Origin of the sequence: Embleya sp. NPDC050154 (assembly GCF_044460165.1) — a bacterium.
Classification (GTDB): domain Bacteria; phylum Actinomycetota; class Actinomycetes; order Streptomycetales; family Streptomycetaceae; genus Embleya.
Window position 1 is genome coordinate 37,452 of the sequence record NZ_JBITJP010000008.1, and the last position, 24,655, is coordinate 62,106.

General features: G+C 71.2%; 24 protein-coding genes and 1 tRNA gene. 5 read left to right on the forward strand and 20 right to left on the reverse strand.

The window, feature by feature from the left end; genetic code table 11:
• The first annotated feature begins 249 nt into the window (after positions 1-249).
• Positions 250-522, forward strand: coding sequence for a type II toxin-antitoxin system Phd/YefM family antitoxin (locus ACIBSV_RS18340; RefSeq protein ID WP_395864711.1), 273 nt, complete (start codon positions 250-252; stop codon positions 520-522).
• Complete coding sequence (locus tag ACIBSV_RS18345; RefSeq protein WP_395864149.1) at positions 519-788, forward strand: type II toxin-antitoxin system RelE/ParE family toxin; 270 nt, start codon at positions 519-521, stop codon at positions 786-788. The genes ACIBSV_RS18340 and ACIBSV_RS18345 overlap by 4 nt, the downstream gene beginning before the upstream one ends.
• A gap of 1 nt (position 789) precedes the next feature.
• On the opposite strand, the gene ACIBSV_RS18350 is transcribed toward ACIBSV_RS18345, so the two are convergent.
• The 4 genes from ACIBSV_RS18350 to eno form a co-directional block, all read right to left on the reverse strand.
• Positions 790-1,734 (reverse strand): exopolyphosphatase, encoded by a 945-nt coding sequence (locus ACIBSV_RS18350; protein ID WP_395864151.1) that lies wholly within the window; start codon positions 1,732-1,734, stop codon positions 790-792.
• Complete coding sequence (locus ACIBSV_RS18355) at positions 1,731-2,273, reverse strand: DUF501 domain-containing protein (protein ID WP_395864152.1); 543 nt, start codon at positions 2,271-2,273, stop codon at positions 1,731-1,733. Before ACIBSV_RS18355 ends, ACIBSV_RS18350 begins: the two co-directional genes overlap by 4 nt.
• Before the next feature lie 140 nt (positions 2,274-2,413).
• Positions 2,414-3,031, reverse strand: coding sequence for a septum formation initiator family protein (locus tag ACIBSV_RS18360; protein WP_395864154.1), 618 nt, complete (start codon positions 3,029-3,031; stop codon positions 2,414-2,416).
• 56 nt (positions 3,032-3,087) lie between these two features.
• Positions 3,088-4,368: a phosphopyruvate hydratase gene (gene eno / locus ACIBSV_RS18365; protein WP_395864156.1), complete on the reverse strand. Its 1,281-nt coding sequence runs from the start codon at positions 4,366-4,368 to the stop codon at positions 3,088-3,090.
• Between the two features lie 434 nt (positions 4,369-4,802).
• Here eno and ACIBSV_RS18370 point away from each other — a divergent pair, with 434 nt between their 5' ends.
• Positions 4,803-5,069, forward strand: coding sequence for a hypothetical protein (locus ACIBSV_RS18370; RefSeq protein WP_395864158.1), 267 nt, complete (start codon positions 4,803-4,805; stop codon positions 5,067-5,069).
• Positions 5,070-5,108: 39 nt separating this feature from the next.
• On the opposite strand, the gene ACIBSV_RS18375 is transcribed toward ACIBSV_RS18370, so the two are convergent.
• The 10 genes from ACIBSV_RS18375 to rsmI all read right to left on the reverse strand — a co-directional run bounded on the left by ACIBSV_RS18375 (position 5,109) and on the right by rsmI (position 17,005).
• A complete protein-coding gene (locus ACIBSV_RS18375; RefSeq protein ID WP_395864160.1) occupies positions 5,109-5,537 on the reverse strand; it encodes a pyridoxamine 5'-phosphate oxidase family protein in 429 nt (142 codons plus the stop codon).
• A 154-nt stretch (positions 5,538-5,691) separates the two neighbouring features.
• Positions 5,692-7,251: a polysaccharide biosynthesis protein gene (locus tag ACIBSV_RS18380; protein ID WP_395864162.1), complete on the reverse strand. Its 1,560-nt coding sequence runs from the start codon at positions 7,249-7,251 to the stop codon at positions 5,692-5,694.
• A gap of 398 nt (positions 7,252-7,649) precedes the next feature.
• Positions 7,650-9,431 (reverse strand): ABC-F family ATP-binding cassette domain-containing protein, encoded by a 1,782-nt coding sequence (locus tag ACIBSV_RS18385; protein ID WP_395864713.1) that lies wholly within the window; start codon positions 9,429-9,431, stop codon positions 7,650-7,652.
• A gap of 52 nt (positions 9,432-9,483) precedes the next feature.
• The gene (locus ACIBSV_RS18390) at positions 9,484-10,425 is read right to left on the reverse strand and encodes a 4-(cytidine 5'-diphospho)-2-C-methyl-D-erythritol kinase (protein WP_395864164.1); all 942 of its coding nucleotides are present in this window, start codon (positions 10,423-10,425) and stop codon (positions 9,484-9,486) included.
• A 102-nt stretch (positions 10,426-10,527) separates the two neighbouring features.
• The gene (gene rsmA / locus ACIBSV_RS18395; RefSeq protein WP_395864166.1) at positions 10,528-11,469 is read right to left on the reverse strand and encodes a 16S rRNA (adenine(1518)-N(6)/adenine(1519)-N(6))-dimethyltransferase RsmA; all 942 of its coding nucleotides are present in this window, start codon (positions 11,467-11,469) and stop codon (positions 10,528-10,530) included.
• The gene (locus ACIBSV_RS18400; protein WP_395864168.1) at positions 11,466-12,626 is read right to left on the reverse strand and encodes a ubiquitin-like domain-containing protein; all 1,161 of its coding nucleotides are present in this window, start codon (positions 12,624-12,626) and stop codon (positions 11,466-11,468) included. Before ACIBSV_RS18400 ends, rsmA begins: the two co-directional genes overlap by 4 nt.
• A gap of 195 nt (positions 12,627-12,821) precedes the next feature.
• Positions 12,822-13,718 carry a TatD family hydrolase gene (locus ACIBSV_RS18405; RefSeq protein WP_395864170.1) on the reverse strand — a complete coding sequence of 299 codons (897 nt, stop codon included), beginning with the start codon at positions 13,716-13,718 and terminating at the stop codon, positions 12,822-12,824.
• Between the two features lie 3 nt (positions 13,719-13,721).
• The gene (metG, locus tag ACIBSV_RS18410; protein WP_395864172.1) at positions 13,722-15,338 is read right to left on the reverse strand and encodes a methionine--tRNA ligase; all 1,617 of its coding nucleotides are present in this window, start codon (positions 15,336-15,338) and stop codon (positions 13,722-13,724) included.
• A gap of 87 nt (positions 15,339-15,425) precedes the next feature.
• The gene (locus ACIBSV_RS18415) at positions 15,426-15,803 is read right to left on the reverse strand and encodes a hypothetical protein (RefSeq protein ID WP_395864174.1); all 378 of its coding nucleotides are present in this window, start codon (positions 15,801-15,803) and stop codon (positions 15,426-15,428) included.
• A 335-nt stretch (positions 15,804-16,138) separates the two neighbouring features.
• The gene (rsmI, locus tag ACIBSV_RS18420; protein ID WP_395864176.1) at positions 16,139-17,005 is read right to left on the reverse strand and encodes a 16S rRNA (cytidine(1402)-2'-O)-methyltransferase; all 867 of its coding nucleotides are present in this window, start codon (positions 17,003-17,005) and stop codon (positions 16,139-16,141) included.
• Positions 17,006-17,063: 58 nt separating this feature from the next.
• Here rsmI and ACIBSV_RS18425 point away from each other — a divergent pair, with 58 nt between their 5' ends.
• Both ACIBSV_RS18425 and ACIBSV_RS18430 read left to right on the forward strand, forming a co-directional pair.
• Positions 17,064-18,800, forward strand: a complete 1,737-nt coding sequence (locus ACIBSV_RS18425) for a dolichyl-phosphate-mannose--protein mannosyltransferase (RefSeq protein ID WP_395864178.1) — start codon at positions 17,064-17,066, stop codon at positions 18,798-18,800.
• 85 nt (positions 18,801-18,885) lie between these two features.
• Positions 18,886-19,461 carry a TetR/AcrR family transcriptional regulator gene (locus ACIBSV_RS18430; protein ID WP_395864180.1) on the forward strand — a complete coding sequence of 192 codons (576 nt, stop codon included), beginning with the start codon at positions 18,886-18,888 and terminating at the stop codon, positions 19,459-19,461.
• 155 nt (positions 19,462-19,616) lie between these two features.
• Here the strand turns inward: ACIBSV_RS18430 and ACIBSV_RS18435 are convergent, their stop codons facing one another.
• From ACIBSV_RS18435 to moaC, 6 genes are all read right to left on the reverse strand, one after another.
• A complete protein-coding gene (locus tag ACIBSV_RS18435) occupies positions 19,617-20,462 on the reverse strand; it encodes an SGNH/GDSL hydrolase family protein (RefSeq protein WP_395864181.1) in 846 nt (281 codons plus the stop codon).
• Positions 20,463-20,758: 296 nt separating this feature from the next.
• Positions 20,759-20,832: transfer RNA gene (locus tag ACIBSV_RS18440), tRNA-Ala, on the reverse strand.
• A gap of 49 nt (positions 20,833-20,881) precedes the next feature.
• On the reverse strand, positions 20,882-22,042 hold the full coding sequence (locus tag ACIBSV_RS18445; RefSeq protein ID WP_395864183.1) for a hypothetical protein: 1,161 nt from the start codon (positions 22,040-22,042) through the stop codon (positions 20,882-20,884).
• Between the two features lie 496 nt (positions 22,043-22,538).
• Positions 22,539-23,168, reverse strand: a complete 630-nt coding sequence (locus ACIBSV_RS18450) for a GNAT family N-acetyltransferase (protein ID WP_395864185.1) — start codon at positions 23,166-23,168, stop codon at positions 22,539-22,541.
• Positions 23,153-23,827 (reverse strand): MogA/MoaB family molybdenum cofactor biosynthesis protein, encoded by a 675-nt coding sequence (locus tag ACIBSV_RS18455; RefSeq protein WP_395864187.1) that lies wholly within the window; start codon positions 23,825-23,827, stop codon positions 23,153-23,155. Before ACIBSV_RS18455 ends, ACIBSV_RS18450 begins: the two co-directional genes overlap by 16 nt.
• 8 nt (positions 23,828-23,835) lie before the next feature.
• Positions 23,836-24,303 (reverse strand): cyclic pyranopterin monophosphate synthase MoaC, encoded by a 468-nt coding sequence (gene moaC / locus ACIBSV_RS18460; protein ID WP_395864715.1) that lies wholly within the window; start codon positions 24,301-24,303, stop codon positions 23,836-23,838.
• Positions 24,304-24,655 lie beyond the last annotated feature (352 nt).

A 24,655-nucleotide genomic window follows, 5' to 3' on the forward strand; every position in this document is an offset into this window, starting at 1 on the left:
GAGGTACCCCGGGACGGCGCAATGTGATCTCCACCTCGAACCGCCGACGACCACCGCCTTCGAAGGCGACGGCGGCGTCCGACCGACCCGTTACGAGGAAAACGGCCTCACATGGCCAAGTTTTGCCTCCGGGGCCATGTGAAGGGATTCACAAACTTTTCCCCGAGTCCGAACGATGGACACGACTCCTTGGTTCCGCCATCGACCCGGCAAACGATCCGGACAGCCTCCCGGTGGTGTACACACTTGCTGACCGAGAGCGCAGTGACCATACGTGAAGCCCGCGCGCACCTGGCGGACCACATCAATCGCGCCGAACACGGCACCACGACGGTGATCACCCGAAACGGGACTCCGGTGGCCGCGCTGGTACCGATCGCGGATTTCGAGGCGCTGGAGGCAGCCACCGACGAAATGCTGGCGCGTGAGGCCGAGGCGGTCTTGGCCGAAGGCGGCCCGACCGTGACGATGGCCGAGTTGCTGGCGGATCTGTTCGCCGAGCACGGCGAAGACACGGCATGAAGTACGCCTTCCGTTTCACCACCGCCGCGCAACGCCAACTGCGAGCGATCGACCGACCCGCGGCCATGCGAATCCTGGCCGCGCTGACCGCGCTGGGCGACGACCCCTGTCGCGAGGACGCCGACACCAAGAAGCTCACCGGACCGTCCGGCCTGTATCGGCTTCGGGTAGGCAACTACCGGATCGCCTACGAGGTGCGCGACGGTGAACTCGTCGTCCTCGCGGTCAAGGTCGGCGACCGCCGCGCTGTGTACCGGAATCTCTGACCTACCACTCGGGGTCTTCCGCCACCGACCAGGCGATGCCGTCCAGGATGTCGTGTTCGCTGACGACGACCTCGGTCAGACCGGTGCGTTCCATGATCGTGCGCAGGACCAGTGCGCCCGCGCCGATCACGTCCACGCGGCCCGGGTGCAGGACCGGGATCGCCGCGCGTTCGGCGTGTGTGGCGGCCAGCAGCCGGGTGGTCACCGCGCGGACCTGATCGAGGGTCAGCCGGGCGTGGTGGATGGCGGTGGAGTCGTACTCGGGCAGGTCCAGCGCGATGCCGGCGACCGTGGTGACCGAGCCGGCCAGGCCGACCAGCGTGCGGGCACGGTCCATCGGAACCACCGCCGCGGCCTGCGCTGTCGCGGCCTCGATGTCGGCGATGGCGGCGGCGATCTGGGCCCGAGTCGGCGGGTCCTCACGCAGGTGCCGCTCGGTCATCCGGACGCAGCCGATGTCCACCGAGCGCGCCGCCTCGGGCCGGTCGGTGCCCAGCACGAACTCGGTGGACCCGCCGCCGATGTCGACCACCAGGTACGGCGTCTCGACCGCGCCGGTGCCGGCCAGTTCGCGGGTGGCCCCGGTGAAGGACAGCGTGGCCTCCTCGTCGCCGGAGACCACCTCGGGCTCGACGCCCAGGATCTCCCGCACGCCGTCCCGGAACACGTCCCGGTTCTCCGCGTCGCGGCTCGCGCTGGTGGCCACGAAGCGCACCCGCTCGGCGCCGAGTTCGCCGATCGTCTTGGCGTAGTCGCGGCACGCGTCGAACGTGCGCTCCAGCGCCTCCGGAGCGAGCCTGCCGGTCCGGTCGACGCCCTGGCCGAGCCGGACGATCCGCATCCGCCGGTCCAGGTCGACCAGCGTCCCGGTGGCCGGGTCCAGGTCGGCGACCAGCAGGCGGATCGAGTTGGTGCCGCAGTCGATCGCGGCGACGCGTCGGGTCATCGGGTCTCGTCCTCCGTGGCTGCGGCCTCGGCCTCGGCGGCCTCTGTCGCCTCGTCCGGCTTGTCCACACACACGCACGGGCCCTTGGCCCACCAGTCCGGCAGCGCGTCCAACGTCTCGTCGCCGAGCGGGTTCACCCCGCGTCCGGCGGCCAGCGCGTGGCCGGCCAGGACGTGCAGGCACTTGACCCGATCCGGCATGCCCCCGGCGGACGGGAAGCCCTCCAGCACCTCGATCGCGTCCCGGCGCGCGATGTAGTCCTCGTGCGCGGCGGCGTATCGAGCCGCGAGGTCCTCGTCCTCGGCCAGGCGCGCGCTCATCTCGCGCATGACGTTGTTCGCCTCGAGCGTGCCGATCGCGGACGCCGCCCGCGGGCAGGTCAGGTAGTACAGCGTCGGGAACGGCGAGCCGTCCTCCAGGCGTGGAGCGGTCTCCACGACGTCCGGAAGCCCGCACGGGCACCGGTGTGCGACGCCGCGCAGACCACGCGGGGTACGGCCGAGCTGCGCCTTGACGGCGTCGATGTCCTGCTGATCCATGTAGGAGAGTATTTCCTGTTTCGCTGAGTGCTTCGGACCGACGTTCGATCCGCGTGCCGCGCCGTACCGGTCCCGCTCGGGTTCGAGCCGGCCGGTCGCCGGTGCCACCGGACAAGGATCGCCGTTCTCGGCGCCCGGTACTAGCCGATCGACGCGGCGGGCGTCGGAGTGGGCGAGGGCGCCGCGCTCGGCGTCGGCGCGCCGGCCCGGTCCGCGTCGCGCGTGGAGTCCCACAGGCTGCGATACCAGGGCGGCGAACCGGCCTGGGCGGGCGTGGGCGGCGCCGGGTTGCCCGGCTCGCCCGGCTGCGGCACGACCAGGTAGGCGGTATCGCCCGGGTAGACGAAGTGCAGCCGCTCGCGCGCCTGTTGCCGTACGTACGCCGGGTCGTTCCAGCGTTCCAGGTCGGACCGCATGCGTTCGGTCTCGGCCTGCTGCCTGCGGGTGCTCTCGCGCAGGTCGTCCACCTCGGCCCGTTGGTCCAGGTACTGGCGCAAGGGGTAGACCAGCGCGACGGCCAAGCTCAGCACCACCAGGGTCAGCACGATCCACTTGCCGCCCCCGCGCCGGCGCAGCCGACCCAGGCTCGCCGCCGCGGACGAGTCCTTGATGGACTCGACCGCGGCGACGACCTTCGGTTTGGCCGGTGCCGCCGGACGGCCACCGCGTGCCTGACGCGGCGGCGCGACGGCCCGGGACGCGCGGGCTGCCCCGCTCGGGGCGGCCGTCCTGCGACCGTCCTCGCGCTGCTCGCTCACGCGTCCTCCCGCCGTTGTCCCGATGCGGTGCCGGCGGTGTTCCGCTCGACCCGGTGTCAGCCGTCGAAGCGCGGGAACGCGCCGCGGCCGGCGTACTCCGCCGCGTCGTCGAGGATCTCCTCGATGCGCAGCAACTGGTTGTACTTGGCCACCCGGTCGGAGCGCGCCGGGGCGCCGGTCTTGATCTGGCCGCAGTCCGTGGCCACCGCGAGGTCCGCGATCGTGGTGTCCTCGGTCTCGCCGGACCGGTGACTCATCATGCACCGGTAACCGTTGCGGTGGGCGAGCGACACGGCGTCGAGGGTCTCGGTCAGCGTGCCGATCTGGTTGACCTTCACCAGAAGCGCGTTGCCCGCCTTCTCCTCGATGCCGCGCGCCAGGCGCTCCGGGTTGGTCACGAACAGGTCGTCGCCGACGAGCTGGACCTTGTCGCCGAGCTGCGCGGTGAGCGCGACCCAGCCCTCCCAGTCGCTCTCGTCCAGCGGGTCCTCGATCGACACCAGCGGGTACGCCGCGACCAACTCGGCGTAGTAGGCCGACATCTCGGCGGAGGTCTTCTTGGCGCCCTCGAACACGTACGCGCCGTCGGTGTGGAACTCGGACGCGGCCACGTCGAGCGCGAGCGCGATGTCGGTGCCCGGGGTGTAGCCGGCCATCTCGATCGCCTCGACGATCAGGTCGAGCGCGGCGCGGTTGCTCTCCAGGTTCGGCGCGAAGCCGCCCTCGTCGCCGATGCTGGTGACCAGGCCGCGGGCCTTGAGCACGGACTTGAGGCAGTGGTAGACCTCGGTGCCCCAGCGCACCGCCTCGGCGAAGGTCTCCGCGCCGATCGGCGCGATCATGAACTCCTGGATGTCGACGTTGGTGTCGGCGTGCGCACCACCGTTGAGGATGTTCATCATCGGCACCGGGAGCACGTGCGCGTTCGGGCCGCCGAGGTAGCGGAACAGCGGCAGATTCACCGATTCGGCGGCGGCGTGCGCGACGGCGAGCGAGACGCCCAGGATCGCGTTGGCGCCGAGCTCGGCCTTGTTCTCGGTCCCGTCCAGGTCGATCATCGCCTGGTCGATCAGCCGCTGGTCGTCCGCCTCGGTGCCGGCGATCTCCTCGTAGATGCGCTCGTTGACCGCGTCGACGGCCTTCTGCACACCCTTGCCGCCGTAGCGGCTCTCGTCGCCGTCACGCAGTTCGACGGCCTCGAAGGCGCCGGTGGAAGCGCCGGACGGCACGGCGGCACGGCCCGAGCTGCCGTCGTCGAGGACGACCTCGACCTCCACCGTGGGGTTCCCTCGGGAGTCCAGGATCTCCCGGGCGTGGATGACGTCGATGGACGGCACGAGTTTCTCCTTGATCAAGGGGCACGCTGGTCTGCCGGGCCAGCCTAGTAGCAGCCCGCCGTCGGATTCGCCCGGGAAGAGGTGGCTGTGGGCGACTGTCGGGTGACGGGAACGTGAACGGATTGACCGGGGCGGCCCCCGGTCGACGGGCACGGCACCCACGACCGCGCCGAGCGGCGGGGTACATCGGCGCCGCACGCGGGTGGCCCGTACGCCGACGATCGGGAGTTCGATCGCGTCCGACGGCCCGGCCGGGCCCGGTACGGCGGGCCGATCCGGCGTGCGGGTCGCCGCGACGGACCTGACGGGCGAAGCCGCGGCGCGACCCGCGTCGCGCGGGTCCGGGCGGCTCGATCGGGGGCGGACCCGGGGAACTTCTGGTTTGCTTGGGGGCGTTCGCGTCGATCACCTGCCCGGAAGGCCCTTGTACTGCTGTGGAGTTGCTGGCGATCGGCTTTGTGGCGGTGGCGGGCGGGGCGGTGCTCGCACGAGCCGCACGGGTCGTGCGGATGCGTGAACTGGCGGCCTGGCGGCGGTGGTTGCCGTTGGCGCTGGCGTTGATCGGGGTCGCGACGAGTTTGCTTCGGGCCGAGGATGTCGTGCTCGTCGCCGCGTTGATCGCGTTGCCGTGCTACGTGGCCTCGGTGTTGTTCGCGCAGGCGGAGATCCACCGCGAGGCCGACGAGGCGCTGCGCGGCTGACCCGGGGTCACGATCGCCGCGCGCGCTGGTGCGGCGGACTCACGAACCCGGGCCCCGGCCCAGGCCGAAGACCCGCCAGCGCTTCGGGGTGACCACGCCCAGGCTCGTACCCTCGCGGGACAGCGGGCGGCGCTGTTGTGCCAGGCCCTCATCGCCCAGGATGTGCCGCATCGCGAACTCCCAGCGCTCCTGCGCCCACTCGTCCTCGCGCATGGCGACCTCGCCCCACACGATGACGTGCGCGATGTCGCCGTCCCGCGCCATCGACAGACAGACCCGCGGATCGTGTTCCAGGTTGGCCTTCTTGGTGCGGCCGGTGAGGCTGAGGTAGAGGTACTCGTCGTCGTACGCGAGCATCACGGGTGTCACGTGCGGCTCCCCCGTCGGGGTCACCGTGCCCACGTGCACCCAGTGCTCCGGATCGCCGAGCATCGCGTCCAGAGCCGCCCTCAGTTCGGGGTCGATCATCGGAGGATCCGCCTTTCGCAGCACAGGGGCCTCGTGGCCACCGTACTGCGCCCTCCGCCCCACCGGTCACGGGATCGGCGTCCATCAGGTGTACGAGCGTCGTCCGAATCGTGACGAGGGCCGCCCCGATCCCGACGAGCATCGTGCGGATCGTCTAGAAGTCGTCCGGGTACGGCGCCGACAACACCTCGGTCCCGGCCGGCTCCGGCGTGACGTAGCCCGGAAGCAGCTCGCTCAGCAGCGCGCGCACCGCCTTCGTGTCGTTGACCGCCGCCGCGTCGTACAGCTCCGGCAACCGGACCACCGCGTCCAGCGCCTGGCCCGGCGGCACCGTCGCCTGGATCCGGCGGTGTTCGGTGGGCAGGCGCTCCTCGGTGGCCGAGAACAGCGCCTCGTTGAGTTTCTCGCCCGGACGCAGGCCGGTGAAGCGGATCGGCACGTTGGGCAGATTCACCTGTTCGGCGAACTTGTGCACCAGGTCCACGATCCGTACCGGCTCGCCCATGTCCAGGACGAAGATCTCCCCGCCCTGGGCCATCCGACCCGCCTCCAGGACCAGTCCCACGGCCTCCTCGATGGTCATGAAGAACCGGGTGACGTCCGGGTGCGTGACGGTGACCGGGCCGCCCGCGCGCAGTTGCTCGGCCAGTACGGACAACAAAGAGCCCCGGCTGCCCAGCACGTTGCCGAAACGCACGCCCGCGAACACCCCGGGCGCCTGCGTGTTGGCCTGCACGATCAGTTCGGCGAGCCGCTTGGTCGCGCCGAGCACCGAGACCGGGTCGGCCGCCTTGTCCGTGGAGATCAGCACGAACCGCTCGACCCCCACGTCGAGCGCGGCCCGGACCAGGTTCTCCGTGCCCAGCACATTGGACTTGACCGCCTCGCACGGATGCCGCTCCAACAGCGGCAGGTGCTTGTGCGCGGCGGCGTGGAAGACCACCTCCGGCTTGAGATCATGAAAGAGCTGCTCGATCCGCGGCCGATCCCGGATGTCCGCGATCACCAGCGTCTCGTCGTCGAGCAACGCCTCGCCCCACACGTCGAGTTGGAGGCGGTGCAGGTTGGACTCGTCGTGGTCGAGCATGTACATCCGGCTCGGCCCGAAGCCGTACACCTGCCGGCACAACTCGCTGCCGATCGAGCCGCCCGCGCCGGTGATCAGCACCCGGCGGCCCGCGATCACCTCGCGCACGGACGCCGAGACCACATGCAGTTCCTGCCGACCGATCAGTCGGTTGACGTCGAGCATGCGCATGTCGCTGCCGACCACGTCGCGCCGCAACGCGACCAGGAAGGACGGCAGATACCGCACCGCGGCGCCGATCGCGGCGGCCCCGGCGGCCACCTTGCGAAACTCCTCGTGCGGAAGCCCCGGGATGGCCAGCACGACCACCTCGATGCCGTGCTCCAGTGCCACGTCGGTCAGGGTGGCCAGGCCGCCCAGGACCGGAAGTAGATGTTGTGGATTGTCCGCGTCGGCGACGCGTACCCCGTCCTTGTCGGGGTCGTCGTCGAGAAATCCGATCGGACGCAACCCGAAATCGGGTGTCCGCAACAGATCCCGCGCCAATGCGCTGCCCGCCGACCCGGCCCCCACGACCAGGGTCCGCAGACCCGCTCCCGAAATATCCGTCGCTGCCGAACTCCGACCCATCAAGCCCCCCTTGGTCAGGTGCAGCGTGATCGGCATCGGATCGTGCACCGACCACATGCGGCACCGACACGCCGGTGCGGATGGACGTCCCTCCCCATCGCACCACGCCCCACCCCGGCGGTCGTACGCGACTGCCCCAATTGCCCCCACGACCCCGGTGGCCCCACAGTCGCGACGTCACTTGCGGCCCAGGCGCATCGGGTGGACCAACAACCGCGCAGGCAACCACCGGCACTCGGGATTCAGCGTACGGCCCACCCTCGGCCCCCGTCGCGGTTTTGCCCAAACGCCCGCAACTTCGCCTTTTCCGTGTGCGCGAAGCATCACCCCGTGATCATCGGGGTGTTCCCTGCTCGTTTCCGTGCCGTCGTCCCGCCATGCCCGACCACGGCCGACACCGAGGCCGACACGTCTCGCGTCGGCCGGCCGCCCCCCGAGGCGCCCGGCCGCCGGCGCTACTCCGTCTCCTCCGCCAGCTCCAGCCAGCGCATCTCCAACTCGTCGCGCTCGTCCCGGATCGCGCGCAGTTCGGCGTCCAGTGCGGAGACCTTGTCGAAGTCGGTGGCGTGCTCGGCCAAGCCGTCGTGCACCTTCTTCTCCCGGTCGGCCAGCTTGGTCAACTGCCGCTCCACCCGCTGGAGTTCCTTCTTCGCCGCGCGGGTGTCGCCGGAACCGCGCCGGGTCGGCGCGGCGGTCGCCCCGGCCTCGACCGCGTCCCTACGGCGCTTGAGGTATTCCTCGATGCCGCCCGGCAACATCCGCAGTGTGCGGTCCCCGAGCAGCGCGAGCACGGTGTCCGTGGTGCGCTCGATGAAGTACCGGTCGTGGCTGACGATCACCAGCGATCCCGGCCAGCCGTCCAGCAGGTCCTCCAACTGGGTCAGCGTCTCGATGTCCAGGTCGTTGGTCGGTTCGTCCATGAACAGCACGTTCGGCTCGTCCATCAACAACCGCAGCAGTTGCAGACGGCGGCGCTCGCCACCGGACAGGTCGGAGACCGGCGTCCACTGCTTCTCGCCGGTGAAGCCGAACTGCTCGCAGAGCTGACCGGCCGTCAGTTCCTTGCCCTTGCCGATCTCGACCCGCTCGCGGATCTGCGACACCGCCTCCAGCACCCGCAGCGTGGGCGGGAGTTCGGCGACCTCCTGGGAGAGGTAGGCGAGCTTGACGGTACGGCCGACCACGACCTTGCCGGCGGCCGGCTGCTTCTCCTGGTACGCCGCGTCCTTGAGCGCGCGCAGCAGCGAGGTCTTGCCCGCGCCGTTGACGCCGACCAGACCGATCCGGTCGCCCGGGCCCAGATTCCAGGTCAGGTGCTCCAGCAGCGTCTTGGGGCCCGCCTCGATCCGCACGTCGAGCAGTTCGAACACGGTCTTGCCCAGCCGCGCGTTGGCGAAGCCGCGCAGCGCCAGGGTGTCGCGCGGCGGCGGCTCGTCCGCGATCAGCTCGTTCGCCGCCTCGATCCGGAACTTGGGCTTGGACGTCCGCGCGGGCGCGCCGCGGCGCAGCCAGGCCAGCTCCTTGCGGACCAGGTTCTGCCGCTTGGTCTCCTCGGTGCTCGCGATCCGCGCGCGCTCGGCCCGGGCCAGCACGTACGCCGAGTAGCCGCCCTCGTAGTCGTGCACCTTGCCGCCCTGCACATCCCACGTACGGGTGCAGACCTCGTCCAGGAACCAGCGGTCGTGGGTGACCACGACGAGCGCGGAGCGCCGGGTCTTGAGGTGGCCCGCCAGCCACGCGATGCCCTCGACGTCGAGGTGGTTGGTCGGCTCGTCCAGGATGATCAGGTCGTGCTCTTCGATCAGCAGCTTCGCGAGCGCGATCCGGCGCCGCTCGCCGCCGGACAGCGGGCCGATCACCGAGTCGATGCCGCTCTCGAAGCCGGGCATGGCCAGCCCGCCGAACAGCCCGGTCAGCACGTCGCGGATGCGCGCGTCGCCCGCCCATTCGTGTTCGGGGCGGTCGCCGACGATCTCCTGGCGCACGGTCGCCGCCGGGTCGAGGTCGTCCTGCTGGCTCAGGATGCCCAGGCTGAGGCCGCCCACGTGGGTGACCCGGCCCGAATCGACCGGCTCCCGCTGGGCCATCACCCGGATCAGCGTGGTCTTGCCGTCCCCGTTGCGGCCCACGACCCCGATCCGGTCGCCTTCGGCGACGCCGAGGGACACCTCGTCGAGCAGGGTGCGCATGACATACGCCTTGCCGACTGACTCAAGATTGACCAGGTTCGCCATCAGACCGAACCGCCATACCGCAACGCTCGCATTCGACCAACTCTAACGGTCCGAACTACACGGTGTTCTCGCGCTCCACCGGAACGACCCGACGCGGCAACACCCGGGCCCCGGGCACCGCGCCGAAGGCGACCCGCGCGGCCCGGCAGGTGCCCGATCCGGTGAGCCGCTCGGCCACCACGTGCGCGGTCTCCCGGTCCGGCGCCAGGAACGCGCACGTCGGTCCGGACCCGGACACCAGCGAGCCGACCGCGCCCGCGGCCATGCCCGCGCGCAGCGTCGCGGCCAACGCGGGCCGCAACGACAGCGCCGCCGGTTGCAGGTCGTTGACCAGGTTCGCGCCCAACGCGTGCGCGTCGCCGGCCCGCAGCGCGGCGATCAGTTCCTCGCGCGGCGCGGGCCGCCCGACCGCCTCGCCCGCCACCTCGCGCAACCGGTCGCACTCGCCGTACACGGCCGGCGTCGACAGGCCGCCGTCGGCCAGCGCGAACACCCAGTGGAAACGCGCCGTGGTCGGCACCGAGGCCAACCGCTCGCCCCGCCCGGTGCCGATCGCGGTGCCGCCCAGGTCGGAGAACGGCACGTCGCTGCCCAACTCCGCGCCGAGCCGGCGCAGCATCTCGCGAGGCGTGTCGCCGCGCCAGAGCGTGTCGCAGGCGAGCAGCGTCGCCGCCGCGTCCGCGCTGCCGCCGGCCATGCCGCCGGCGACCGGAATGCCCTTGCGGATGTGGATGCGCACGTTCGGCTCGCGCCCGAGCCGGTCGGCGAGCAGGATCGCCGCGCGCGCGGCCAGGTTGCTGTGGTCCAGCGGGACCTCGGCGATGCCCTCGCCCTCGCAGGCCAGGCTCAGCCGGTCCGCGGGCGTGACGGTGACCTCGTCGTACAACGACACGGCGTGGAAGACGCTGACCAGCTCGTGGAAGCCGTCCGGCCGCACCCCACCGACCGCGAGTTGCAGGTTGACCTTCGCGGGAACACTGACGGTGACGGAAGACACGGCTCGTGGAACTCCTTCGTGGCCCTGTCGGGCCTCTTCGGACGGGGGCCGTGCGAACTCCTCGGCACCGTCGCCGATGGTATCGACGGCGGCACCGCGTCCTCAGGCGCGGGGCTCGTTCGGGTCGGCGTCGGCCGGCACGACCGGCTCCCCCGCATCGCCCGGCACACCCGGCGAGGCCGACCCGGGGCGGTGCTCGGCGATCCGGGCGAACGCCTCGACACCCAGCGCCTCGCCGCGTGTCCGCGGGTCGATTCCGGCCGCGCGCAGTGCCTGCTCGGCGCCGGCGGCGGAACCGGCCCAGCCCGCCAGCGCGGCCCGCAGCGTCTTGCGCCGCTGCGCGAACGCGGCGTCGATCACCGCGAACACCTCCTGACGGGTCGCCGTGGTCTTCGGCGGCTCGCGGCGCACGAACGACACCAGGCCCGAGTCGACGTTGGGCGCCGGCCAGAACACGTTGCGCCCGATCGCGCCCGCGCGCTTGACGTCGGCGTACCACGCGGCCTTGACCGAGGGCACGCCGTACACCTTGCCGCCGGGCGTCGCGGCCAGCCGGTCGGCGACCTCGGACTGCACCATCACCAGCAGCCGCTCCAGCGACGGGAAGGTCTGCAACATGTGCAGCAGCACCGGCACGGACACGTTGTAGGGCAGGTTCGCCACCAGCGCGGTGGGCGCCGGCCCCGGCAGCTCGGTCACCGTCATCGCGTCCGCGTGCACGAGCGCGAAGTCGGCCGCGCGTTCGGGCATCCGGGCCTCGATGGTGGTCGGCAGGTGCCGGGCGAGCACCGGGTCGATCTCGACCGCGACCACCCGCGCGGCGCTCTCCAGGAGCGCCAGCGTCAACGAGCCGAGTCCGGGGCCGATCTCGACCACGACGTCCTCGGCGCGCACGCCGGCGGTGCGCACGATGCGCCGCACCGTGTTGGCGTCGATCACGAAGTTCTGGCCGAGCTGCTTGGTCGGGCGTACACCCAGGGCCTCGGCCAGCGCACGGATGTCCGCGGCACCGAGCAGTCCCGGTCCCGCGGGAAGATCACTCACGAGTAGAGCCTACTGCCGCACAGCGGCCACGGACTCGACCCCCGTTGGACGAACATGAGCTTTGCCCGATATGTCTGCTCCGAGGCCGGTGCCTGACTTGCCACCCCGGTGCCGCCCATCGACTGCCAGGTCTGCGCGTCGAACTGGTAGAGCCCGTGATAGGTCCCGGACGCGTCCACCACGTTCGCCCGGCCACCCGACTCGCACTGCGCGAGCGCGCCCCAGTTGAGCTGGTCGGCCCCGGCCACCGAGTTCGGCATCTCCTTGGTGCCGACCTTGACGATCTGGGTCACCGGCTCCTTGACCACCTTCTCGGAGATCTTGCGCGGCTCCTGCTTGACGCCGTTGATCGTCTCGTACGAGTAGGTGATCTGGCGCAGCCCGACCACGCCCTTGGTGGCGACCTCCTCGGTCCCCTTGTACTGGGTCGGGTCGTCCTGCTTGGTGGTCTTGAACGGGATCTTCTCGTCCTTGGTCACGGTGGCACCGGTGACCCGCAGGATCGAGATGGTCTGCCCCTGCTGGGGATACGCGTCGGTCGGCGTGTCCACCCGGTCCTGTGGCCCTATCGAGATCCCGGCCTGTTCCAGGGCGGCCTGCACGGTCGGCGCGTTGGTCCGCAGCGGCACGGTCTTTCCGTCGACCAGGAAGGTGATCGCCCGCTCGGTGCGCACGTCCAGGTTGAGCCCTTGGCGGCCGATCGGCAGGTCGCGGGACACCGACAGGTAGGCGCCGTCCGCGCGCACGCCGACCTGCTCCAGCGCCTCGGACACCGACTTCGCGGTCACCCAGACCTGCTGGGGCCGCCCGTCGACGGTCAGCGTCAGCAGCCGGCCGTAGCGCACCGCGACGCGGTCGCCGTCCTCGATGCCCGCATTGCGCCCCGGCGCGACGATGTCGTGCTCGCCGACCTTGATCTCCTGGCGCCCGAGCAGCCCGGAGACGTCGGAGGCGAACGTGTGCACGGTGCGTTCCTCGCCGTCCACGACGAGGGTGACCGTCTTGTCGTAGGAGACGAAGGCTGTGGTTCCGCCGACCAGGACGGCGACCACGAGGGCCTGCGGAACGAGAGTGCGCAGAGAGGGTCCGGGGCGGCTGCCGCCCCGACCCGCCCGGGCGGTGTTGCGCCTGCGGGCGGAGCCGGCGGAACGACTCAACGGTGCTCCTGGGGGATTCCGAAGGGGCTGGTCCGGGGGTGTGCTGCGGCCGGTGTGGTCCGAGCCGGGCCGCGGTCGGGGCCGACGACGGCCGGGCCGATGTTCCGCCCGACGAGCATCGGACTGTACACCGGCGCGGGCACACCGCCGCCCGCCACCCGGTCGTCCGGGTGACGGGCGGTGCGGCCGAGGCAACTACGCGGGTGCGAAGGTGCGTTCGGCGTTGGCCGCGAGCGCGGTCGCCAACTCGTCCTCGGTCAGGCCCTTGACCTCGGCCATCGCGCGCACGGTGATCGGCACCAGGTAGGGCGCGTTCGGTCGGCCGCGGTAGGGCACCGGGGTCAGGAACGGCGCGTCCGTCTCGACCAGGATCAGGTCCGTCGGCGCGACCACGAGCGCGTCCCGCAACGGCTGTGCGCTGGGATAGGTCACGTTGCCCGCGAAGGACATCACGTAGCCCAGTTCGGCGCACGTCCTCGCCATCTCCGCGTCACCCGAGAAGCAGTGGAAGACCACCCGTTCCGGTGCGCCCTCCTCGGCCAGGATGCGCAACACGTCCGCGTGCGCCTCGCGGTCGTGGATCACCAGCGGCTTGCGGTGCCGCTTGGCGATCTCGATGTGCCGGCGGAACGACTCCTGCTGGCCGGCCACGCCCTCGTCGCCGGTGCGGAAGTAGTCCAGGCCGGTCTCGCCGATCCCGCGCACGTGCGGCAACGCGGCCAGTCGGTCGATCTCGGCGAGTGCCGCGTCCAGGGCGGCGGCGCCGCCCGGACCGCGGCGCTGCCCGGACCACCCGTCCGGGTCGCCGAGCACGATCCGCGGTGCCTCGTTGGGGTGCAGCGCGACCGTCGCGTGCACCCGCTCGTGCGCGGCGGCCGTCTCGGCCGCCCACACCGACGAGGGCACGTCGATGCCCACCTGGACCAGCGTGTCCACCCCGACCTCGGCGGCGGCCGACAACGCGTCGGCGACCTTCGCCTCCTGCAGGTCCAGGTGCGTGTGGGCATCCCACACGGGCACCGAGAGCGGCTCGGGCGCGGGCGGCGGGGTGGTGTCCCGGGGCCCGCCGTCCCGGCGCTTGCGCTTGCTCAAGGGTCAGGAGTCCTTTTTCTCTTCGAGACGCGGGAACAGGATCGCGCCCTTGGTGATCGTCGCGCCCGCGGGCAACTGCCCCCAGCGGCCCGAGTCCTGCACGTGCTGCTTGTCCAGCGCGCCCAGGTGCGCCTCGGCGCCGAGCGAGTCCCACAACTTCTGCGCGGTCTCCGGCATCACCGGGTTGAGCAGCACGGCGAGCGCGCGCAACGACTCGGCCGAGGTGTACAGGATGGTGGCCAGTCGGGCCCGGCCCTCGGGGCTGTCGTCCTTGGCCACCTTCCACGGCTCCTGCTCCGTGATGTAGCCGTTGACCAGCTTCACGTAGCCGAACACCGCGTCCAGACCGGCCTGGAAGTCCAGCGCGCGGACCCGGTCGTCGGCGACCGACACGGCCTCGATCAGCGCACTGTGCAGCGTGCCCTCGGCGTCCCCGTCCGCGGTGGAGGCGGGCAGCTCGCCGTCGAAGTACTTGCCGACCATGGCCGCCACGCGCGAGGCCAGGTTGCCGAAGTCGTTGGCCAGTTCGGAGGTGTACCGCGCGGAGAAGTCCTCCCACGAGAACGACCCGTCCTGGCCGAACTGGATCGCCCGCAGGAAGTAGTAGCGGTAGGCGTCCACGCCGAAGTGGTCGGTGAGCTGCCGCGGCGAGATGCCGGTCAGGTTCGACTTGCTCATCTTCTCGCCGCCGACCATCAGCCAGCCGTTGGCGAACACCCGGCCGGGCACCGGCAGGCTGTTGGCCATCAGCATCGCGGGCCAGATCACCGCGTGGAAGCGCAGGATGTCCTTGCCGACCAGGTGCACGTCCGCCGGGAAGGTGGCCTCGAACTTCGCCTGGTCCGCACCGTAGCCGACCGCCGTGGCGTAGTTGAGCAGCGCGTCGATCCACACGTAGATGACGTGCTTGGGGTCCCACGGGACCGGGATGCCCCAGTCGAACGTGGAGCGCGAGATGGACAGGTCCTGCAGGCCCTGCCGGACGAACTGGAGGACCTCGTTGCGGGCCGAGGCCGGCTGGATGAAGTCCGGGTTGGCCTCGTAGAACTCGAGCAGCCGAGGACCGTACTCGGAGAGCTTGAAGAAGTAGTTCTCCTCCTTGAGCATCTCCACCGGACGCTTGTGGATCGGGCACAACTTCTGCCCGTCCTCGCCGTCGAGCAGGTCGCCGGGCGCCTTGTACTCCTCGCAGGCCACGCAGTACGGGCCCTCGTAACCGCCCTTGTAGATCTCGCCCTTGTCGTACAGGTCCTGGACGAACTCCTGGACCCGGTCGGTGTGCCGCTTCTCGGTGGTGCGGATGAAGTCGTCGTTGGCGATCTCCAAGTGCTCCCAGAGGGGCTTCCACGCCTCCGTGACCAGCTTGTCGCACCACTCCTGGGGAGTGACGCCGTTCGCCTCGGCCGTGCGCATGATCTTCTGACCGTGCTCGTCCGTGCCGGTGAGGAACCACACCTTCTCGCCGCGCTGGCGGTGCCAACGGGTGAGCACGTCGCCTGCGACGGTCGTATAGGCGTGGCCCAGGTGCGGGGCGTCATTTACGTAGTAAATGGGCGTTGTGACATAGAACGCCTTCTCGCGCTCGCCCGCAGTGTGTTCAGTGGTTCCAGTGGCCGCCATACCCGGAATCCTACGGCCGACGCGACGGCGCCCGCCCCCGAGTATCCGTGGGAGCGGGCACCGGCGGGCCCGCGGCCCGGATGGGGCTCAGGCGGAGCGGTGCAGGGACGGCAGGTGCCACCGGGAGGCCCCGCGCGCGGCGGGCACCTTGGCCGGCTTGTCGGCCTTCACGGCCGCGACCGGCTTGACCGGCTCGACCGACTTCGCCGGCTTGACCACGGCCCGGGATCCGGTGACCGACGCGACCCGGCCCGCCGGGAGTATCCGCAGGCGGGTGCCGTCGCAGTGCTCGCACGCGGGCTTGGTGAACGGGGACGGGACCAGCGCCCCCATCGAGTAGTACCGGCACAGTCGCATTCCGTGCAGATCGGTCGCGTGGTGGATCTCGTAGTCGCGCTCCCATCCGCGACCGCAGGACATGCAGACGAAGGCATAGGACTCGTGCACCACCGTCGGGTTCTCCATGACGACCTCCTCGCGCGGGCGAGCCCACCGACTCGTTCAGGGGCTTCCCGTGACCGGTATCCATGGAATGCCCGCGAGGCGCCTTCCGTATCGGTACATACGGTTCCTTGACGTCGGCCAACACGGAATATGGAGAACCCGAGAGACTCATCACCCAATCGAGTGCTGTGCCGTACCTGCCCGTTGCACGCGCTTGACCGACCCGGCCGCGGCCGGAGCGGGCCGTGCGGGCACGCCGCGTCGCGGATGTCGGACGCGGCGCACCGGAGGGTCGCGGTCCGTCGTCGAGGCGTCGCCGAGGGTCGCGATCCGTCGTCGACCGGTCCTTTCGGGTGTCACGCCTTCTTGGCCGCGACCACCGCGTCGAAGACCACCCGCTTGGGCACGCCGACCTCGGCCGCCACCGCCGCGATCGCCTCCTTGCGCGGTTGTCCGGCGGCCTCGCGTCCGGCCACCCGCTCGACCAGCTCGGCCGGGCCGATCTTCGAGGGGTCGGCGGGCGGCGCGCCGGCGACCACGACGGTGATCTCGCCGCGCACCCCCGGCTTCGCCCACTCGGCGAGTTCGGCCAGGGTGTCCCGGCGGACCTCCTCGTAGGTCTTGGTGAGCTCGCGACACACCGCGCCGCGACGGTCGGCGCCCAGCGCCTCGGCCATCGCCGCGAGCGACTCGGCGAGCCGGTGCGGCGCCTCGAAGAACACCATCGTGCGCGGCTCCGCGGCCAACTCGGCCAACCGCCGGGCCCGCTCGCCCGCCTTGCGCGGCAGGAATCCCTCGAAGCAGAACCGGTCCACCGGCAGCCCGGACAGCGCGAGCGCGGTGAGCACCGCGGAGGGCCCCGGTACGGCGGTCACCTTGATGTCCTCGGCCACCGCGGCCTCGACCAGCCGGTAGCCCGGATCGGATACCGACGGCATCCCGGCATCGGTGACCAACAACACCCGCTTGCCCTCGCGCAGCGCCTGGACCAGCTCCGGGGTGCGCGCCGCCTCGTTGCCCTCGAAGTAGGACACCACCCGCCCGGGCACCTCCACGCCGAGCGCGCCGGCCAATCTGCGCAGCCTGCGCGTGTCCTCGGCGGCCACCACCGAGGCCGCGCCGAGTTCGACGGCGAGCCGCGCGGGCGCGTCGCTCACGTCACCGATGGGGGTGCCGGCCAGTACGAGTACGCCGCCCTGAGGACTGTGCTGTTCGTGTTCCACTCGGCCATCCTCCCCTTTCGCGCGCCCCGGTTCGCCCGCGCGTCAATACGATGCTCGGGTGACGAGTGACGTGGCTACCGATCAGCCGACCCGAAAGCACCCCCCAAAGGGGGATGCGGAGTCCCCCGGCAGCACCGGGGCCGCACGTCCCGAGCCGCGCGGGTGGGCCTGGTCACTGGCTCGATTCGGATACCGGGACCGGCCGCCGACCTCGCTGCGCGAGCGGCTCGTGCCCTCGTACACCGACAACAGCGCGTACACCGGCGGCGGCTGGTTGCCCTGCATCCTGGTGACCCTGCTGGCCGGCTTCATCCGGTTCTGGAACCTGGGCAGGCCCAGGGCGGTGATATTCGACGAGACGTACTACGCCAAGGACGGCTGGTCGCTGCTCAAGCTCGGCTACGAGGGCACTTGGCCCAAGGAGGCCAACGAACAGATCCTGGCCGGACAACACGACGTCCTGCAGACACAGGGCTCGTACATCGTGCACCCGCCGATCGGGAAGTGGACGATCGCGCTGGGCGAGCAACTCTTCGGACTCACCCCGTTCGGATGGCGGTTCGCACTCGCCGTGCTCGGCACGCTGTCGGTGCTGATGTTGTGCCGGATCGGCCGCCGCCTGTTCCGCTCCACACTCCTGGGCTGCGTCGCCGGACTGCTGATGTCCCTCGACGGACTGCACTTCGTGATGAGCCGCACCTCACTGCTCGACCTGGTCCTGATGTTCTGGATCCTGGCCGCGTTCGGCTGCCTGCTCATCGACCGCGACGACACCAGGGCGATCGCCGCCCGACTCTTCGAAACCGGCCCGGACGCCGCACGCGCTGCCACGACGAAATTCGGCCTGCGCCCCTGGCGGATCATGGCCGGCATCTGCCTCGGCCTGGCCTGCGGCACCAAATGGAGCGGCATCTACGTCCTCGCCGCCTTCGGCGTCATGACCGTGCTGTGGGACGCCGGCACCCGCCGGGCCTGCGGCGCCCGCCGCCCCTACCGCGCCGCACTGCGCCACGACGTGCTCTTCGCGTTCCTGTCCACCGTGCTGGTCGCGCTGATGATCTACATCTGGTCCTGGACCGGCTGGCTGATGACCGACGACGGCTACTTCCGGGACTGGGCCGACCACCGGGCCGGGCTCTCCCCCGGCTCCCTCGACCTCAAGCTCTTCTCCGTCCCGCTGCCGCAATTCGGGATGACGTGGGTGCCGGCGCCGTTGCGCAGCCTGTGGCACTACCACTCGGAAATGTGGAACTTCCATACCGGCCTGGACAGCCCGCACCCGTATCAATCCAACCCGTGGAGCTGGCTGGTCCTGGGCCGACCGGTCGCCTACTACTTCGAGACCGTGCACCGGGGCACGGCCGGCTGCACCGAGCAGGACTGCTACCAGACCGTGCTGGGCATCGGCACGCCGCTGCTGTGGTGGACCGGCGTGATCGCGGTCGGCTACCTGCTCTTCCGCTGGGCCGGCCGCCGGGACTGGCGCGCGGGCGCGATCCTGTGCGGACTGGCCGCCGCGTACCTGCCGTGGATGGCGTACCAGCAGCGCACCATCTTCCTGTTCTACGCCGTCGCGTTCGTCCCGTTCCTGTGCCTGGCGGTGACCATGATGCTCGGCGCGCTGCTCGGCCCACCCGGGGCCGGCGAACGGCGACGGGCCTGGGGTACGGCGGGCGTGGTCGCGATCATCGCGCTGATCGCGTGGAACTTCCTGTACTTCTATCCGATCTTCACCGGTGAGACGATCTCGCGCAGCGGGTGGCTGGACCGTATGTGGTTCAGCACCTGGATCTAGCGTGTCGGCGTCCTGGGCGAAGTCGTCGTCGCCGTCGTCGAAGCCGTTGCCCATGCTGTTGTCGACCCCGAGAGAGGCTGCGCCGGTGTCCGTCGCGCGGGAGCAGGACATACGCAGGCGGGCCATCGACGCGACCCGCGACCTGGCCGCGGCGGGCGGCTACGACAGCGTGCAGATGCGCGACGTGGTCCGCCTGTCCCGGCTCTCCTCGGCGACCATCTACCGGCACTTCTCCTCGAAGGACCACCTGCTCGCGGCAACCCACCTGGAGTGGATCGCCGCACTGGAACGCAGCGACGCGGCCCGGCCGGACGGCACCGACGCCGCCGAGCGAGTGTGCGCGATCCTGCACAACACGTGCCGGACGATGGCCCGCCACCCTCGGCTCACCGCCGCGCTGATCCACGCGCTCGGGTCGTCCGACCCCGGCGTGGGCGACTGTCATCGCGAGATCAATCGGATCATGAACGACATGTTCCGCACCGCGCTGGGCGACGAGATCACCGGCGCCGACGAGTTCGTCCACCTACTCGGCATCGCCTGGGAAGGCGCCCTCTTCAGCTGGGCCTTCGGCCGCATGACGATGGACGACGTCGAACGCACGGTAACCCGCTCCGCCCGCCTCCTCCTCCTGGGCACAGCAGCGGAACCGACCCCATAAACCAAGTCCCGCCGAACACCCGAGGACCAGCCTCCCGCAACCCCACCAGCCCGTCCGGCACTTGAGCACAACCCACCCAGCCGGTCCGGCGCTTGAGGACAACCCGGCACAGGCTGACCATCCAGCCCGTCCGGCGCTTGAGGACCCGCCGGGCCCTACGAGGCTTGACGACTCACGGGTGCGCCAACGGGCGGGATCGCGGCGACATGATCCAGCGGCGCCAACTCCGGCCGCTTCGCGGTGATGTGATCCCCGGACGACTGTCCGCGCAGCCGCCGCCCGATCCACGGCACCAGGTGCTCCCGCGCCCAGTGCACGTTCTCCAGCCGCGCCGCGCCGGCCGTGACCGCGACGGCCTCCGCCGGCCATGGCGCGTCCGGGTCACCCTCGACGGCCAACCCGAGCGCCCGGCCGACCTTGAGCGCCACCCGGTCGTGCCCCTCGGGCGACAGGTGCAGCCGGTCCTCGCTCCAGGCACGCCGATCGTGCAGCGACGTGAGCCCCCACATGTCCGCGACGGGGCAGTCGTACCGATCCGCGACCACCCGCAACAGCTCGTTGTACGTGGCCACCTTGCCGCGGATCAGCTTGAGCACCGGCACCCAGCGCGTGTCGAACCCGGTGAAAACCACGACCCGAGCGCCCGTCGCCGTCAACGCGGCGACCGCCTGCTCGTACTCGGCGGCCAGCTTGTCCGGATCGCTCCCGGGCCGCAGCACGTCGTTGCCACCCGCGCACAACGTCACCAGATCGGGTTGTGCCGCGATGGCCAACGGCACCTGCTCCTCGACGATCTGATGCAGCAGCTTCCCGCGCACGGCCAGATTCGCGTACCGAAGGCCCGGCCGCTCCGTCGAAAGCCGAGCCGCGAACCGATCGGCCCACCCGAGGTAGTTCCCGTCGGGCCCGGGATCGCCGACACCTTCGGTGAAGCTGTCGCCGATTGCCACATAAGAGTCGATTCCGGACAGGTTCCCGTGTGGATTCAATAGCTCGGCCATGTCACCCGATGTTGGCATCGCTCACCTCGCCTACGCGACCGTAATAACCACCCGAACACATTCCGCTACACGCGGCAGCGCCCCCGCACACCTCGCGGCGGGCGCACTCTCTCGGCCAAGCCCGATCAACCGCCGCGCATTCCCGCACCGCCGGAAAAGCGACGCAGTTCACCCACTCCTCATCGACCCGTAACCCGATCCCGTGCAACTCACCGAATCCGGACGGGCCTTGCCACGCGTCGGGACTCGGGAACGACGAAAGCCCCGCCGGATCCCGGCGGGGCTTTCGTGCTGTGTGGACCTGTGGGGATTTGAACCCCAGACCCCCTCGATGCGAACGAGGTGCGCTACCAGACTGCGCCACAGGCCCAACGAGGAGAAACATTACCACCTCGACGAGGTGGGTCGCGCACGGGTATTCACTCGTTGACGGCCCGGCGCCACTCGTGCTCGTACAGGGGCAGCGAGTCGACGGAGGAGCCGTAGGCGGTACGGGTGTCCTCGGCGTATTGGTCGAACAACGGGGTGGACGGGCGGGCCGACTCGGTCGGCCGGGGGTCCGGGACGGCGTGGATCTGCGGGCGCTCCGGCTCCTGTTCGGCGTCGCCGCGCGGGACCACCGGAGCGGTCACGTAGGTGGGCAGCGGGACCGGCACCGGGTCCCACGAGTCGCGATCGTGCGGGCCCCCGTCGATGGCCAACTCGGCGATCCACTCGGCCAGGGCGGGTTCCTCCGCCTCGCGGTCGCGCCGACCCCGGGCCGAGGCGGAGGCTCCCGAGGCGCCGCCCGTCCCGGCGGAGCCGGTCGGCCCCGAGCGCGGCGCACGGGGCGCACGCGGGTCGCCGCCGGTCGGCCGATCCGCCGCGCGGGGTTCGGCCGGCGGGCCGGCGGGTGTCTCGCGGGACTTGGCCCGCGAACGCGCTTCGGCGGCCGAGGAGCCGTCGGCGGGTCCGCCGGACTTGCCCGCGGGTCGGCCCAGTCGGCGCAGTCCCGCCTCGTAGCGACGCCGCTCCTGCACACGCAGGTGGACGATGTACGCGGAGAGCAGGACGCCGGGCACGGCGGGCAGCAGCCACAGCCAGGCGATCCCGGCCACCCCGGCCAGGATCGCGCCGGCGGTGAAGGTCGCGAACAGGCTCGCGATCACCCGACGGCGCCGGGTGAGCAGCGCGGCCCGGCCCTCGTCGCGGCGGACCGTCGCGGCGGGACGTTTGGCCGCGGCGGGCTTGCCCTTGGCCGAGGACGCCGACCCGGGGGTCGCGGCCGACTGCGGGGCCGTCTGCGGCGTCGACTGCGCGCCGGGCTTGGCCGGGTGTTGCCGAGCGGCGCGCGGCGGTTCGGCCGGAGCGCGCCGGTCGGGTGCGTCCGTGCCCTCCTCCACGGAAGCGGGGGCCTCCGCGAGCGCACGGGCGGAGCGGCGCTCGAAGGCGCCGCGACGGGAGAGGATCCGGATCGCGGTGGTGAATCGCTCGGTCGGCCGGGCCTCGTTGAGCTCGTCCTGTCGGCGAAGCCACATGGGCACCAGATAGGCAGCCCAGGCCCCCACGATCGCTGCGTAGATCAGGCCGCTGCCGTTCACGCTTCACACGCTAAGCCGGATGGGCGCCGCATCGTCGGATTAGGCACGGTGTGTCGCCCGATCCGCGGTGATGCCCATGTGACGAATGTGACTGCCGAGACGCCCGAGGCGACAAAATCCACCGAACCGTCCGGCGCGGCCGAATTCACCGGGAAGCCCGACACCCCCGAATTCGGCGAGAAGCCCGACACGGCCGAAATCACCGGGACACCCGAGATGCCCGGAGCCGGCGTGGCTCCCGAGGCCCCTCGGGCAGCCGTTCTCCCGGGGGCTCCGGGGTCTGCCGAGGTGACACCGCTCATATCTCCGGAAGAGTAGCGAAATCGCAAGATCGATGTGTCGATATGGCGGGATCGACATCGAAGAGATTCACATCGAGGGGTTCCCCACGGAGTTCCGCGCGAAGGGGTTCCCACCGAGTTCCGCCCGAAGGGTTCCTCGCGGAGGTTCCGCCCGAAGGGGTTCCGAGCGCACGGATCGCGCTCGACGGGATCCCCTACCAGGTGAAGCCCCGGCTCTCCCGATAGGCGCGCCACCGCATCAGCAGCCCCTCGGGGACCTCCTCGGCGTTCAACGCGTAGGCGAGGTGATCGCGCCAGTCCCCGTCGATGTGCAGGTAGCGCGGGCGCAGGCACTCCTCGCGGAACCCCAGCTTGTCCACCACCCGCCGACTGGCCCGGTTCTCCGGCCGGATGCACACCTCCAGGCGATGCACACCGAGCCGGAAGAAGCAGTGGTCGGCGACGAGCGCGACCGCCGTCGGCATCACGCCGAGCCCGGCGACCCGCTCGTCCACCCAATAGCCCACGTGTGCCGAGCACATCGACCCCCACGTGATGCCGGCGACCGTGACCTGGCCGACCAGTTGCCCGTCGTACAACACCACGAACGGCAACATCCGCCCCGCGCCCGCCTCGGCCCGCAGGAAGCGCACCATCTGCCGGAACGTCGGCCGGCGACCGGCCGCCGATCCCGGCGGCACGGTCGCCTCCCAGCGGCGCAGCCATTCGCGATTGCGGGTGTGCACCTCCTGCCACGCGGCCGCGTCGCGGGCGCGGATCGGGCGCAGGGTCACCCGGCCCTCGGTGAGCTCCACCGGCCACCCGCGGGTCAGCGCGTGCCCCATGGCGGCTGCTGCGCCCCTCCGTAGCCCCCGCCGCCCTGGAACCCACCGCCACCGCCCTGGTAGCCGCCGCCCCCGCCGAAGCCGCCCTGGTAGCCGCCGCCCCCGGGCGCGGGCTGCTGCTGACCGCCGCCGAAGCCACCACCGCCACCACCGCCGCCGCCGAACCCGCCGCCCTGCTGATGGTCGCCGCCCTGGAGCTGCGACACCACGTGCGGCAGCACCTTGGACAGCACGTTGATGCCGTCCTGCGCGCCACCGGGCGAGCCGGGCAGGTTGACGATCAGGCTGCGGTAGGTCCAGTGCGAGTCCTGGGTGATCGCGACGCCGGCGATGCCGCGCGACAGGATCGAGGTCGGCACCTTGGCGAAGTTCTCCATCCGGATCGCCTCGGCGATGCCCGGCACCTCGTAGCTGATCACCCGGCTGGTCATCTGCGGGGTCTGGTCGAACGGGTTGAGCCCGGTCCCCCCGGTGGTGACGATCACGTCGTAGTGGCCCGCGACCGCGTCCCGCAGCGCCTGGGCGACCGGCTCGCCGTCGGGTACCACCTGCGGTCCCCGCGTCTCGAAGCCCAGCGCCTGCAGCCCGCGCACGATCACCGGACCGCTCTCGTCCCCGTAGGTACCGGCCGCCGCGCGGGTGGACACGGTGATCACCATGGCTCGCATCAGACTTGCCCTCCGTCCCGTTGTGTGGCCCCTGCCCCGGTGTCCCGTCGCCAGTCCCCGGAGGCGCCGCCCGTCTTCTGCTCGACCCGCACGTCGGTGATGACCGCGCCCGGGTCCACTGCCTTGATCATGTCCACGACCGTGAGCGCCGCGACGGAGACCGCCGTCAGCGCCTCCATCTCGACCCCGGTGCGATCGGCGGTGCGCACGGTCGCGGTGATCGCCACCGCGTCGTCCTGCACCGTCAGGTCCACCGCGACGCCGTGCAGCGCGATCGGGTGGCACAGCGGCACGAGGTCGGGGGTGCGCTTGGCGGCCATGATGCCCGCGATCCGGGCGGTGGCCAGGGCGTCACCCTTGGGCACGCCCTCGCCCCGCAGGAGTTCGACCACGCGGGGCGACACGAGCACCCGGCCCGAGGCCGTGCCCGTGCGGACCGAGATCTGCTTGGCCGTGACGTCCACCATGCGGGCCGCGCCGGCCTCGTCGAGGTGCGTGAGGTTCTTGGCGCCGCGCGTCAACTTTCCACCCCATACGGTGAGCCCCCCGTGCGGTGGGCGTAGAAGTGCCTTGTGTATCGGACTGCCGAGTGCGTCGAACAGTCCGACTGCGTCGATCTGCCGTGTCGAACTGCCGAGTGCGTCGAACTGCCGTGTGTCGTGCTGGGGCAACGTTAGAGGCACAACGGGGCGGGGCGCCCGGGGGGGGCCCCCCCGGCCGGGGGGGGGGGGGGCCCACCCCGCGCGCACCCCAGCAGCAAAAACGCAACCACCGCCCCCCCCGCGCCCCCCGGGCCGGCCGGGGGTAGGGTGTTCAGCC

What these genes read in the sequence shown, in the direction of transcription:
- ACIBSV_RS18345 (WP_395864149.1), top strand. Translation starts at nt 519, where the DNA reads ATGAAGTACGCCTTCCGTTTCACCACCGCCGCGCAACGCCAACTGCGA.
- ACIBSV_RS18415 (WP_395864174.1), bottom strand. Translation starts at nt 15,803, where the DNA reads ATGGAGAACCCGACGGTGGTGCACGAGTCCTATGCCTTCGTCTGCATG.
- ACIBSV_RS18380 (WP_395864162.1), bottom strand. Translation starts at nt 7,251, where the DNA reads ATGTGGTCGGTGCACGATCCGATGCCGATCACGCTGCACCTGACCAAG.
- ACIBSV_RS18355 (WP_395864152.1), bottom strand. Translation starts at nt 2,273, where the DNA reads ATGGATCAGCAGGACATCGACGCCGTCAAGGCGCAGCTCGGCCGTACC.
- ACIBSV_RS18350 (WP_395864151.1), bottom strand. Translation starts at nt 1,734, where the DNA reads ATGACCCGACGCGTCGCCGCGATCGACTGCGGCACCAACTCGATCCGC.
- ACIBSV_RS18455 (WP_395864187.1), bottom strand. Translation starts at nt 23,827, where the DNA reads ATGGTGATCACCGTGTCCACCCGCGCGGCGGCCGGTACCTACGGGGAC.
- moaC (WP_395864715.1), bottom strand. Translation starts at nt 24,303, where the DNA reads ATGGTGGACGTCACGGCCAAGCAGATCTCGGTCCGCACGGGCACGGCC.
- ACIBSV_RS18450 (WP_395864185.1), bottom strand. Translation starts at nt 23,168, where the DNA reads ATGGGGCACGCGCTGACCCGCGGGTGGCCGGTGGAGCTCACCGAGGGC.
- metG (WP_395864172.1), bottom strand. Translation starts at nt 15,338, where the DNA reads ATGGCGGCCACTGGAACCACTGAACACACTGCGGGCGAGCGCGAGAAG.
- ACIBSV_RS18435 (WP_395864181.1), bottom strand. Translation starts at nt 20,462, where the DNA reads ATGGCCGAGCTATTGAATCCACACGGGAACCTGTCCGGAATCGACTCT.
- ACIBSV_RS18375 (WP_395864160.1), bottom strand. Translation starts at nt 5,537, where the DNA reads ATGATCGACCCCGAACTGAGGGCGGCTCTGGACGCGATGCTCGGCGAT.